Annotated in this window: 8 protein-coding genes and 2 pseudogenes; 4 read left to right on the forward strand and 6 right to left on the reverse strand. The window is 40.9% G+C overall.

All coding sequences use genetic code 11. The features are described 5' to 3' along the window. Nucleotides 1–21: 21 nt before the first annotated feature. Entirely contained in the window at nt 22–651 is a 630-nt protein-coding gene (locus tag ABWT76_RS02355) for a PEP-CTERM sorting domain-containing protein (RefSeq protein WP_354635588.1), read from the reverse strand. 719 nt (nt 652–1,370) lie between these two features. Between ABWT76_RS02355 and ABWT76_RS02360 the strand changes: the two genes are divergently transcribed. Next, nucleotides 1,371–3,215, forward strand: a complete 1,845-nt coding sequence (locus ABWT76_RS02360; RefSeq protein ID WP_190879285.1) for an alpha/beta hydrolase — start codon at nt 1,371–1,373, stop codon at nt 3,213–3,215. Nucleotides 3,216–3,240: 25 nt separating this feature from the next. After that, the gene (locus ABWT76_RS02365) at nt 3,241–3,660 is read left to right on the forward strand and encodes a DNA-processing protein DprA (RefSeq protein WP_242049992.1); all 420 of its coding nucleotides are present in this window, start codon (nt 3,241–3,243) and stop codon (nt 3,658–3,660) included. On the opposite strand, the gene ABWT76_RS02370 is transcribed toward ABWT76_RS02365, so the two are convergent. After that, nucleotides 3,653–3,826: a hypothetical protein gene (locus ABWT76_RS02370; RefSeq protein WP_190879288.1), complete on the reverse strand. Its 174-nt coding sequence runs from the start codon at nt 3,824–3,826 to the stop codon at nt 3,653–3,655. The two genes, ABWT76_RS02365 and ABWT76_RS02370, sit on opposite strands and share 8 nt — an antisense overlap. Nucleotides 3,827–4,200: 374 nt before the next feature. On the opposite strand from ABWT76_RS02370, the gene ABWT76_RS02375 reads away from it, so the two are divergent. Further along, a complete protein-coding gene (locus ABWT76_RS02375) occupies nt 4,201–4,794 on the forward strand; it encodes a PEP-CTERM sorting domain-containing protein (protein WP_190879290.1) in 594 nt (197 codons plus the stop codon). Nucleotides 4,795–4,927: 133 nt separating this feature from the next. Here the strand turns inward: ABWT76_RS02375 and ABWT76_RS02380 are convergent, their stop codons facing one another. The 4 genes and pseudogenes from ABWT76_RS02380 to ABWT76_RS02400 form a co-directional block, all read right to left on the reverse strand. Next, nucleotides 4,928–5,212 carry a hypothetical protein gene (locus ABWT76_RS02380; protein ID WP_190879292.1) on the reverse strand — a complete coding sequence of 95 codons (285 nt, stop codon included), beginning with the start codon at nt 5,210–5,212 and terminating at the stop codon, nt 4,928–4,930. Nucleotides 5,213–5,368: 156 nt separating this feature from the next. Further along, a complete protein-coding gene (gene mfd, locus ABWT76_RS02385) occupies nt 5,369–8,908 on the reverse strand; it encodes a transcription-repair coupling factor (protein ID WP_190879294.1) in 3,540 nt (1,179 codons plus the stop codon). A 652-nt stretch (nt 8,909–9,560) separates the two neighbouring features. Beyond that, a pseudogene (locus ABWT76_RS02390) lies at nt 9,561–10,581 on the reverse strand (IS4 family transposase). A gap of 501 nt (nt 10,582–11,082) precedes the next feature. Beyond that, nucleotides 11,083–12,864 carry an ABC transporter ATP-binding protein gene (locus ABWT76_RS02400; protein ID WP_054468701.1) on the reverse strand — a complete coding sequence of 594 codons (1,782 nt, stop codon included), beginning with the start codon at nt 12,862–12,864 and terminating at the stop codon, nt 11,083–11,085. A gap of 181 nt (nt 12,865–13,045) precedes the next feature. Between ABWT76_RS02400 and ABWT76_RS30630 the strand changes: the two are divergent. Beyond that, a pseudogene (locus ABWT76_RS30630) lies at nt 13,046–13,192 on the forward strand (IS66 family transposase); the annotation flags it as partial. Between the last annotated feature and the right edge of the window lie 191 nt (nt 13,193–13,383).

Below are 13,383 nucleotides of genomic sequence, written 5' to 3' on the forward strand. Positions count from 1 at the left end.
TAAAGGATTCATCCATTAGAATTACTTAGCAGATTTCTTAGCATTCCGCTTCTTCTGGAACATTCCACCAAATCCCAGGGCTAAACCAGAACCCAACAAGGTCAGAGGTTCGGGAACTTCTTTTTGAAGACCACCAGTGTAGAGGGTCAAGTGAGACAGACCAGGAGTATTGCCACCATTGTTGATCAGACCCAAGGTTGTCCACTGTTTAGTAGCTTGTGCTGCACTGTCAAAGTAGAACAGGTTGTAAGCGTCGGAGGCTTTCACTCCCAGGGCAAACGGTCCAGTGATTCCTGAGAAATTAAATGTTCCAGAAGTAGTGCCGCCAGTCAGGGTAAGTATTCCGCTCTCATTCGTCTTGTTGTCAGCGTCCCATTTATCTGCTTTTGTCCAGGTGCCACCCCATTCAGTCGCCAATGTCTTCAATGTATTTTCCAGACCGACGCCATCATCGTTACCAGATAATTGACCCAGACAGCCACTAGCACCAAAAGTGGCGATCGCATCTACACACTGTCCAAGAACTGCTGCGCCATCGGGTTTGCCACCACCAACATCAGCAGGCTTCCCAGCGAAAGCTGGTGTAGCGACTGCGCTGAGAACGATACCAGTGGAAACGAGAGTGCCGGTGAGTAAAGTGGTAAATTTCATAGTTTTAGATGTCTCCTTTGTGAGTGAGTTTCGTTTTATTGTTGAGTTCCCTGACGGATAAATCCAGATGGTAAGAATTCTGGTTTTTTCTAGTAATTTGTTAAGAAGTTGAGAGTTAACTCAGACTTCTTAGAAGAGAGGTGAAATAATTATCTTCGTCAGTTGCTTTCGGCTCACTCAGGAACCTGTCCTCTCTTCATGTTTTTAATATAACCTGTTTTTTTGGGATTGTCTGTAAAGTTACCATAAAGATTTTTGGTGGGTTTTTTGGTGTTTTTTAAAGAACGGCTAAAATTTTTTTGATAGTGAATAAAAAATGTTGACAATCTGCAAAACTTTTGATATAAATAGAAGTTTTTGATAATTTTTTCCGTATTTATACCCACATTCCGCACATCTTCATATATCGTTACATATCTTAACTCTATTCAGGATGTTTTTACGAAAAACTGCCATTACAGGAATACTTAATAATAAAACTTCTTAATAGCTAATTTTTATGAGAAAATTTATTACAATTATTCATATTATGGGCAATGAATCCTGATAACTAGAATGCTTACAGGATAAAGATTACAAGCGATATATTAGTAAAAATAATTCATTAAATGTTAAGAAGTGCGGAATGTGGATTTATACGGATATGCTGGCCGATGGATCCCGTTTTTGGTGCTCCCGCGATCGCCTTAAAAATGTAGGTAGGGGTAGGTAGGGGTAGGGTGGGCAAGATTTTGCCCACCCTACATGAATTGCAAGGAACTAAGATGACGGAGATAGCTTCGATCACTGTAGGCGCTGAAGGGATAGCCGATATGAAACCGAGCATAGAATCTGATGGGACTGGGATGAAGGGATGGCAGTCTCGACTATTTAATCGATCCATTTTATTTAAATCTGTATTATGGGCGGGGGTTATGCTCTCCTCTCATTTGAGTATGGCCCCAGTTTGGGCAGCAGAACGTTTGACCGTGCGGATCGGGCCAATTGAACGGTCGATCCAGGTGTCACATTTGGAAAAATTTGTGGAAACCGGCAAACTTTCCGACGATCTAGAACTGTTTGAACCATTGCTGGGTGAGACTTTGCGAGAAGCTTTGGGCAGTCGCTTGGACATTGACCCGAATATTGCGGATACGATTTTTGATGACCTGTTGGCGACTCCTGCTGGCGATCGCCTCTTGAAAGCTTTGATGCTGGCTTTGCCGGAAAATACCGTTGAGGAAATTAAAGCAGCGTTGAAACTAGCAATTGAAAGTGTCAATGGCTTAAGTCTGATCGGCATTTTCAAGGCATTTCCCGCTGAAAATATTACCGTAGATTTAACCGGGGCGATCGCTGTAGCCACTCGCTTAAATACTCCTTATTGGGAAACCCAAATTTTGAGTTCTTTGCTGAAAAAAGAACTCACCGTAGAAACCTCGGATATTTTGCCTAATTTCGATCCAGCGGCGGTGGGTAGCTTTAGCCCACAACAGCAAACTCTGAGTTTTGTCGATCGCGATCGCCAACGTGCGATCGCCGTGGATATTTACTGGGGAACCCAAACCTTATTATTAGAGAGAAACCGCCCACCAGCCAACGACTACCCCTTAGTAGTCATGTCTCACGGCTTTGGCAGCGATCGCACCTTCTTAACTTACTTAGCCCGTCACTTAGCCAGTCATGGCATCACCGTAGTCAGCTTAGAACACCCAGGCAGTAACCGGGAATGGTTAACGAATTTACCGACCACCATTAACCCCAGTCAACTTTTGCCTGCCAATGAACTAATCGATCGCCCCTTAGACGTAACTTTTCTCTTAAACGAATTAGAAAAATTAAACCAAAATCAACGGGGAGCAAATTCTGCCCAACCGTTGCCAGCTTTTAATACTAATAAAGTAGTCGCGATCGGACATTCTTTGGGCGGCTATACCGTATTAGCCCTAGCTGGGGCAGAAATCAACTTTGAAGACTTACAGAAATATTGCCAACGTCGGCAGGTGGTCGGTAGAGCCCCAGCGGACTGGCTACAATGTGCGCCCGTGGCCGAGAAGTTGCCCAAAGGCCCGAAAAAAAGAAACTTAGGCGATCGGCGGGTTGTCGGTGCGATCGGGCTTAACCCGGTAATTGGGCAGATTTTTGGGGAAAAAGGACTGAAAGAAGTCAACACCCCCACCTTACTCTTAGCAGGCACCAACGATCCTTGGACACCGGCAGTCACCCATCAATTGCGACCCTTTTTAGACTTGCCCCAACCCAAATATCTGGTGACGGCGATCGATGGAACCCACTACAGCGCCACGGATCCAGACAGCCCCAACCCGATCAAAAACGACAGTATCTTTGAAAACGAAATCAGCGAAACTGAAAGCGCATCCGAACGGCAGCTAGTCCGGGGAATTACCCTTGCCTTTATCCAGCAGCAGACCTCCGAAGCCAAAACCTACAAACCCTTTCTCAGCGCCACTTATGCCCAATCACTCTCTACCGACGGCTTGCCCTTGCGCTTAAACACGGAAATACCCTCTCGGTTAGCACTTTGGCTGAAAAATCGGGAAGAAGTGATTGGGAATATTCCTTAGTACACAGAAACCGGGTAATTCAAGGTTGAAACAACATTTAAAGCATTCAGCCCCACCGATTTTATACGGAGTCGGCAATCAAGCATTGTTGAACAGCGGCGGGTTAGCGATCGTTAGTTCTCGTGAGGTGGATCCAACTGGGCTGGATTACACCCAGAAAGTAGCGCAAATTTCCGCTCATCAAGGCATTCAGTTGGTTTCCGGGGGAGCCAAAGGGGTCGATCGCGCGGCGATGTTGGCAGCGGTGGAAACTGGGGGCACGACGGTGGGAATGTTGGCTCATCCCTTGAGCAAAGAAGCGGTCTCTTCGGCTTATCGTTCAGCAATTCAAGACGGACGATTGACTCTGGTTTCTGCTTACGACCCAAATGCGGGCTTCAATGTTGGCAATGCTATGGGACATGACATGACACCATCATCGTCAGATCAGAGTTTGATCAGATAGTGCCACCCCACTGCTTCAGGTCAACTGACAGATGATTTGGATTCTGTCCAAGGGCGATCGCCCCCCTCCGATCCTTGGCTTTTCTGAAAGTCTGGGATTTTTTTAACCCCCAACAGGGGGCGGGGCGATCGGGCAAAAAAAGGTCAGGATAAATACACAGTGTCATCTTTTCCCCTTCCTCCCAGCTTCACAAAAATCGCTGCTTTTATGAACCTTGTGTGAAGTTAGGAGCCTTCTGGCATTTTGGCAACATGAGTCATTTTTGTCCGATGATCTGGATCAGGACGGACAAATCGCCTGTGTATATAGTTCTGTAGAACAGCTAGAACCCTTCTACATTGGGAACTCGATGCCAAAATTCAGCCAAGTCTTGTCAGGGTAAATACAGATGAGAATCTTTTCAGCTTTACACAAGCTTCATAAAACTCGCTACTTTTATGAAGCTTGTGTAAAGTTAGGATCATTCTGCCATTTTGGCAACATGAGTCATTTTACTCAGGTTAGATTGGTTTTGTCATGTAGAGTTTATGGTGCAAAGCTATGTACTCAAGCACAAAATTAGCTCTTTCTAGCGTCATTATTGGAAGTCTTTTAGCTTCGATAATTCAACCGGCACAAGCAGCAGGTATTTCGTTCACGCCCACTGGGACCCAGTTAGATGGTGATGCAATTTTAGATATAGAAACAACGGTTGGAGCGCGTCAACCATTTACTGTAAATATTGATCAAGCAGGTTTAGCCGTTGGAGATACATTTGAATTTCAGGTGGGTTGGGATTCAAATGAATTAGACAACAAAGCAATGGGGTTTCAGTCTTCTGATCTTTCTGTGACTCTTTGGAATAGTAAAGAACAGGGTCAATACCAATTCATAAATTATAAATATGTAGCCAATGGCTCACCAAACCAAAAGATAGAATTTGATTTTCAAGTTGCTCCAGGATTGAGTAATAACGGGCAACGAGATTTCTGGGTTAGTTTATTAGATGGCAATCTAATAAATTCTAACTTATTTACATCTACCTATCAAGAGGTAGAAGTTCAGCCTGTACCAGAACCAATAACAGGTGTGATTCTAGGTGGTTTAGCTGCTGGTGCTGTAATGATGAATCGCAAAAAAAATAAGACGGCTTAATGATTAACTACGTTATTCAGCTAATCATTGACCAGTACATCGAGGTATTGCTCCCTCCCCCCAAGAAACCGAGTTTCTGTTGCGGTTTTCTGAGAGAATTTTTGCATCCTGAAAAGAAACCCGGTTTCTGTTCTCAATATTCAGAACGATATGCCTCAACTTCCGCCTGAATTTCCTCTTCTGAAATGGGAGCCAATTCATTGAACTTCGACAGTTTATCTGCGGTAGCAAAAAAACGTTTAATTCGCTCGTCTTGTGAGATGAATTCTTGAGATTTATCGGGGGATTTCCGGTTGATGACGATGATATCGTCATTCCACGCCATCCATAACTCTGGGGTATTTTTCAGGCTTTCTCTAAGTTCATCCGGTAATAATAATCTCCCATCCTCTAAAATATCGATCTTTTGTAATTGCATGATATTCTTTCCTCCTAATTGAAACGTCAGACGGTCTGCTGTCGGGAGCGATCGCGATCGAAAAAAGCAACTTAACAAATATGATAGTTTTAGCCTAGCACTGTAAGGTGCGTTACGCTCCACTTCGTTGCGCTAACACACCCTACCGTCTATCCCCTAACTGGCATTTTCTGGTAAAGCCTCTTGCATTTTGCTGAACCAATCAATCAAATAGTCTAATTGTTGATCGATCGCGAAAATGCCCAAGCCGCGCACCGTCACTTTCCCCGGACTATAAACAAATCGAGCATGGACTGTTTTTGGTAAATTCTCTTTTAACAAGTTCCAAGCGGGTTCTAGCATAGGCGTTTCTAACACGACGTGCTGTTTGCCTTCGGGAATAATCCGAGAAAAGCCAATTCTTTTGGCTAATTGTTTCAACTCAACCACGCGGAAAAGTTGCTGGGCGCTGGGAGGAATAGGGCCATAGCGATCGCTCCATTCAGCGGCAATTAAACTCAGTTGTTTTTTAGATTCGGCGGAAGTTAATGCCCGATAAGCGCTAATTTTTTGCTCCAAATCTTGAATATAATCTGCCGGAATAAACGCCATCACGGGTAATTTAATTTCCGTATCTTCCACTTGGGGAATTTCTTGACCGCGAATTTCCCGAATCGCTTCTTCCAACATTTCCATATATAAGTCAAAGCCAATCACATTCACTTGCCCTGACTGTTCTGCCCCTAATAAATTGCCGACGCCGCGAATTTCCATATCGCGCATGGCCAATTGATAACCTGACCCTAACTGGGTAAATTCTTGAATCGCCCGCAAGCGTTTTGTCGCTGCTTCTGTGAGGGAACCAATGCCAGATTCTGGATAAAACATCCAGGCATGGGCTTGAATTCCAGAGCGTCCCACCCGACCCCGAAGTTGATATAATTGAGCCAGCCCAAAGCGGTGGGCATCTTCAATTAAGATGGTATTCACGCGGGTTATATCTAATCCCGATTCGATGATAGTCGTACAGACTAAAATATCCGCTTCACCGGCACTGAAACTGAGCATAATTGATTCTAATTCTTCCGCTTCCATTTGCCCATGAGCGATCGCAATTTTGGCACTGGGAACCATCTGCTTTAACCTTGCCCCAACTTCTTCAATTCCTTCAATTCTGGGGACTACATAAAATATCTGTCCCCCTCGGTCTAATTCTTGACGAATCGCCGATCGCACACTTTCTGCATTATAAGGAGATAAATGAGTTTGAATTGGTCTGCGCGACGGGGGTGGCGTCATAATTAAGCTCATTTCTCGAATTCCTGATAAAGACATATATAATGTCCGGGGAATGGGAGTAGCGCTTAAAGTCAACACATCCACTTCAGTTTTTAGGGACTTTATTTTTTCTTTTTGGTTCACCCCAAAGCGCTGTTCTTCATCAATCACTAACAGTCCTAAATCCCGAAACTTCACGGATTTACTTAGAAGTTGCTGGGTGCCGACGATCACATCTAATTGACCCGTTTTTAAGCGTTCGAGAATATCCCTTTTTTCGGCATCGCTGCGAAACCGATTGAGTAATCCTACATAAATCGGATAGGGGGCAAATCGTTCTTTTAAGGTATGATAATGTTGTTGAGTTAAAATCGTCGTAGGGGCTAACATTACCACTTGTTTACCCGCAGTCACCGCTTTAAAAATAGCGCGAATTGCTACCTCGGTTTTGCCAAAGCCCACATCGCCACAAACTAGCCGATCCATTGGGCGATCGCTTTCTAAATCGCGCTTCACATCTTGAATTGCTTTTAACTGATCGGGGGTAGGTTGATAGGCAAAAGAATCCTCTAACTCTCCTTGCCACGGCATATCGGGGGGATAAGCAAAACCTTTTTGCTCGGATCTTTTCGCATAAAGCTGTAATAAATCAACCGCCAGTTTTTTAATAGACTTACGGACTTTATTTCTGGTATTTTCCCAAGCTTTACCCGTGAGTTTATTTAACTGCGGTTCCTTATTTTCGGTGGTTCTAAACCGAGACAGGGATCCCATTTGATCCACCGGAACTCGCAACAAACCATCGGCATATTTTACCACTAAATATTCCCGGTTTTCCAGGGTTTCTAATTTGAGAAATTTACCGATGCCATGATTGCGGTGAACCACATAATCTCCCGGACGAAGTTTATTCGGATCTACTTGCTTAGAAGTGGCTTGTCTGCGTTTGCGAACATAAGTCGAAGTAGCCAGAGTATGTTGCCCATAAAATTCTCGGTCAGTGATGACCACTAAGCGAAAAGTGGGCAAGATAAATCCGGCCATTTCCGCTAATCCGCTATATTTTAGGCCAACCGGAATCCGCTGAGTGTCGATTAGTTTTTCAATTGCTCGATAATCACAAGGATTAGGAATAAATTGTCCCGGACAATCATGTTCTTGGAGTAAAGAAACGGAACGAGACGGCTGGGCAGAAACCAGAAAAACGGCAAATTGTCGGCTAATTTCATCCCGTACCATTCCCGCTAGTTTAGCAAATTGGTGGGGTAACACCGGCACCGGACGACTGGCTAAGTTGATGGCAGGAATTTCCGCATTTTTTAGGTCTTTTTCTAGTTCTGAAAGGTAGAGGATATTCCGCCGTTGCGTATCCGCTAGGGATTCGCTAAAATATCGATGAATTTTGGGTATTTTGCTGGTTATTTGGCTGGCTAATTCGCTGGGTAATTGGCCGATATTTTTTAAGGCTTGATTTTGAATTTGCCAATGTTCTTCTACATGATCTAACCAGCGATCGCTGTGGGCGGCACATTGTTCCGGTTCATCCAAGGCAACCAGGGTATTTTCTGGCAGATAATCTAGTAAAGAAGCGGGTTGGGGAAAGGCTAATCCTAAAAGCGAACGCCCCCTAGGAAGTTGATTTAAAGTTTTGAGGGTTTTGACATTTTCTAGGTCTGGTTCCCAGGTGGTGACAGGAAAATCTGGGGGTAAATTTCCGAGGATAATGGTACTAAAAGAAGTGGGGGTCAAAATTAGTTGGTCAATTTTATCTAAAGACCGTTGACTAGAGGGGTCAAATTCCCGCATTTTTTCTAATTCATCCCCAAACCACTCTAGTCTCACTGGCAACTCCGCTGCCACGGGAAAAATATCCACAATATCTCCCCGTCTACTCCATTGTCCTTCGGTTTCTACTAAAGTCACCCGGTCATATCCGAGTTTGACCAAAGTTTCATCCACGGTTTTTGATGACCAACTCATGCCTATCTGAAATGTTAGGCAATATTCAGCAAACTTTTCCACTGGGGGCAAGTGAGTTTGCAGCGATCGCTCAGTGCTGACAATGGCGATTTTTTTTGTCTGATTAGCATCCAGAGAATGCTTAACTTTCAACAAATCCGACAACACTTGCATTTGTCCCCAAGTCAACTCCTCGGACTCAAAAGACTCATAAGGAGAAGCTTCAGAAGTGGGATAAAAATGCACCGCATCCCAACCCATTGCTTCCAGTTGGGTTGCCCAGCGCCCCGCTTCTTCCAAAGTAGCGGTAATTAAGAATAAATGTTGTTGCTGCTGTTGGGCTAAGGCTGAGGCTACCAAACCCTTGGGCAACCGACCGACTCCATTTAACTGAAGTTGGTGATGCCGTTGCAGTTTCGCCAGCAGTTCACTGGTGAGAGGCGATCGGGCGATCGCCCGAATAATCGAAGAAAATTGCATAATTCTCGGAAATCTGAAATTTGACTAAAGGTCTTTGTTTATTCTGCATCTCTGCGGTCAAAATTTACACCCAAAATTTAAACCACAGAGACACAGAGAACACCGAGAGAGTTTAAATGACCTGAGTTCGATGTTAAAAGGCTCAAAGTGATTAATACTAAGATTATTCTCAATAAATAGTGCTTATTGAGAATAATGATTCATGCTAAATAGTTCTCAAAACATTAATTTTTTGAAATGTATTTACTATTAAGTAATATTGATGTTTAATTGACAATTAAGCTAAAAAAAACGGTTTTCAATTTCATTGTCATCGAATACATTTAGTAAATTTTAGATCATCAACGGTGATCGAGTTTGTTTTTAGACCATTTTCAAGTTCATATTAGGCTGCAAACAGCATAAATTTTGAACATTTTCACAAAAATATATTCAGTTATCCCGATCGTAGGAGGAGGGTAAATGTCAATAATCGGATTTTCTATCTAGTGAACATAATTTGTCAACACATACAAGCATAGCGTAATGTATTTAATAACTTATTTCCCCATTTTTCCGGAATAGAAAATAGTTGTAAAATTAGTTTACGGGGCGACAAAATAAGCTACAAGACAGACTCCATAAGCCTCATAGCTCTTAGACATTGTTGATACTACTTAGCTTTATTGCGATTTAATTTCATTAATTAGGTGATTAAATCCATACAAACATCCTTGAAATTGACCCAAGACCATATAATCCGATATACAAACTACTATGTCTCCGTTCCGTTCTACCATTTTCTTTAGTCCGATCAATATATTTATGTATTACCTTTGATTTGTTGACCCTGAATTGTCGCCAAAAAGTAAGCAGTAACTATGAGTAAAAATAAATAAATCGTTAATTAGATTATTTTTCTATAAATCATATAATTTTTTTTGAATTGTTAAACATTTATTCAAAATAAAATTTTTGTTTATAGGCAGAAATAGCCAATTATAACCCCTCAAAATTTGTTAAGATAAACCATCCTTCTTTCGGTGCTACCCCGTTGATTTTACGTTTCCATTTACATACAAGCAAGGTTAAAGCTTATAAAAACGCGATTTTTTCTGGCATTAACACCTTTAATAAAAATAATAATATTGGGGCTAATTACAGATTATTTAATTACTAAAAAAAAATATATAGATTTTAAAATTATACAAATTCGTTATTTTTTTATCAAAAGTACACGACCAAGGATTCAAGGTAATTAGCGAGTTTGACAGAACAAAATTCTCTATCACCTAATACACATATTTTTTTCAATTTTCAAAAAGTGGCATTACTTGAGACTTTTTGTTGCTCATCTATGTTACTTCTACCTAATTTAGGCAATAATTTAAAATGGATTGGAAATGCTATTTTATCCCAAATGATACTCAGCATAAATAAATTTATCCGACTCCAATTAGTTCTAGCAATGGCTAGATAGATGATTTTTTATTTTGTAAATTATCTTGCTTAATATATATTGATAAGCATTTTGTAATGATAAAAAATTTTTTTTAATTTGGTAATGAGAAAAATATTTGTATTCTTTTTATTGTAATCTCAAATTTAATTGGTAACGGTATCCCATTAGCTAACCTTTCTAAATTCACATTTTTAATTGACTGTAAGATGTTCACCAAAATTTGGAAAAACAGGTATTATGCTAGACTCAATTGACTTTTTAAGTGCTTTTGATAGAATAAAGGTATCATTTTGATTAAATAGGTCTTATTAAAAATACTTGACCGACTTTTTTTTACCATAAATCGTTGTTGACACTGTCTTGCTTTCAGCCTTATTTGTCGCACCGTCAGTAAAATTAGATAATCGATGAGACTGGCATAAGAGGATGTTTTAAAAGTCAAAGTTAGTAAATTAGGACTTACGGCACAAATAGGTAGCGGGCGTAGCCCATGCCCAGCCACGCGACAATTCAAATCAAACCAAGCACATAGGAAAGGAATACTTGGCTTGGTCGTTTGAGTTGCTGAATTAAATAATTAGACAACAAATTATGCTTGATTTGATAATTTGTCCAGTTTGATAGGCTAAATTCTTTAATCTAATCCAAACCAATATTGCACAAGCAATATGATTTTTTTGAAGCCTAGCTTTACGACATTGACAAGAGTCAATGCCAGTTATTTGTTTAATCATTAACATTCAACAGTTGTGAAACTTGCATATCGACCACCGGCAAGAATGAGATCGTTATGAGTGCCAGTTTCTACGACTTTACCTTTCTCTAAAACAACGATTAAATCAGCATTCTGGATTGTAGACAGTCGATGGGCAATAATTAAGCTAGTACGCTTCTCTAACATGGTCGCTACAGATTGTTGAATCATGCGCTCTGACTCGGTATCAAGAGCCGAAGTTGCTTCATCAAGAATTACAAACTCAGGGTTTTTGAGTAGAACTCTAGCAATAGCAATACGCTGTTTTTGTCCCCCAGATAGTTTGACTCCTCGCTCACCAATAATTGAATTGTATCCATTGGGTAATTCCATAATAAAGTCATGAGCATAGGCTGCTTTGGCAGCAGCTTCAATTTCCTCATCGCTTGCGTCTAGTTTACCGTAAGCAATGTTATCTCGCACCGTACCATAAAGAAGTAAATTTTCTTGGGAAACAATTCCAATATGCTCTCGTAGAGACTTCAAAGAGATATCTCGTAAATCATAATCATCAATTAAAACTCGACCTTTTTGAGGATCGTAAAAACGAGCTGCAAGTTTAGCGATCGTACTTTTTCCTGCGCCTGAAGATCCCACTAAAGCCACTTTCATCCCAGGTTGAATATCTAAGTTTAGGCTATGGATAATCGTTTGATTGGCTTCATAGCCAAATTCAATTCCTTCAAATTTCAGGCGTCCTCGTACTAATTTGAGATTAATGGCATCCTCTTTTTCCTTAATCTCTGGTTCTAAAGCTAACACTTCAAAAATTCGTTCTGCTCCCACCATTGCTTTTTGGATGATATCGATCAATCCATTAAAACGTTCAAAAGGCTTGGTTATTATATTAACATACATTAAAAATGTTGTTAATTCTCCTATTGTTAACCTTCCCAGCATGACTTCCCAAGATCCGAAAACTAACACCAGGATACTAGAAAGATTATTCAAGATGTTCAAAATTGGTGAGACTAATGACCAGCGACGAATAGCTCGGAGATTACTATCCATATAGTTATGGCTACACTCAGCAAAACGGTCTATTTCATACTTCTCATTTCCAAAGGATTTGATCGCTTGAATAGTAGAAATAGTATCTTGCAGAATATTACTAACTTCCGCCGCTTGAGTTTCGAGTTCTCGGTAAGCAACTTCTAGCTTGTTTTTACTTAGCCGCATGATATAGACAATTAATGGCCATGTAACAATCACTAAAATTGCTAGTTGCCAATCCATAGTTAGCATATAAACTATTAATACTAAAATGGAAGCAATGTCTATGACCAGTTCAGCCAGATGTGAGGAGAATAAATTTCCAACCGCATCAACATCTCGCACTAAGTAACTCATCAAATTCCCAGTTCGATTGTGGACAAAAAAGCCCGTGGATAAATTTTGAATATGATTGTATAAGTCTGTGCGAATGCTATTGATTACTTTTTGGGCAAAAAAATTAATCAAATACACGCGCAATGAATTAAAAAGTCCAAACAAGACGTAAAAACATAGAATACCTACGGCTAGTAAAGGTAATAATTGAAATTGTTTCTGCGGAATGAGAACATCAATGGCATAGCGACTTACTTGGGGAATCAAAAACTTGAGAAATGCAAAAATAAATGCACTCATAATAGCCATCATAAACGGGGTTTTATGCCTAATACCATATTCAAATAGCTGCTGATATGAAGTTTTGCGTTCCACTAAATTTAGACTGTCTGTCTGACGATTATTCATCAAAGTAATAGGGGTAACTTGCATACAAAACCTTGAGAAACTGGATGAACTTACACTTGACCAATATTATATGGTATGAAGTAGTGTTTCAGGCGAGATTGCCTCTCCTATTAATCAACTTGAGTAGAAGGGCGCTACTGTTAGCATTACTACAGCATATGTCAATAATATATCACAATCAAACCCACATTCCGCACTTCAACTTGACGAAAACCCTTGGGCAGTTAAAGGTATCAAAAAATGGTTGTGGGTGATGACCAATCCTCAATTCTGTTTGTTCCATGCTGGTGATACTCGCTCTCGTGCCGATTTAGAAAGCATTTTAGGCAATAAGTATCGTGGTGTTATCAGCAGGGCGTGCAATAACTTTTAACCGCAAGAACAATGGAAAAAATTCTTGCCCACGCCCAACAACTAATCTATACCCTTTGGTAGGTTTAAAGTTTCCAGTTTCTGTCTCCTGGTATTACCTCAAGCGAGATAATGGCAGGCTCTAAAAACGGTTTATTCTTTCTACCAAGCCTCTCAAAGCCAGCACTATCA

The sequence above is a fragment of the Planktothricoides raciborskii GIHE-MW2 genome, from assembly GCF_040564635.1.
Lineage (GTDB): Bacteria > Cyanobacteriota > Cyanobacteriia > Cyanobacteriales > Laspinemataceae > Planktothricoides > Planktothricoides raciborskii.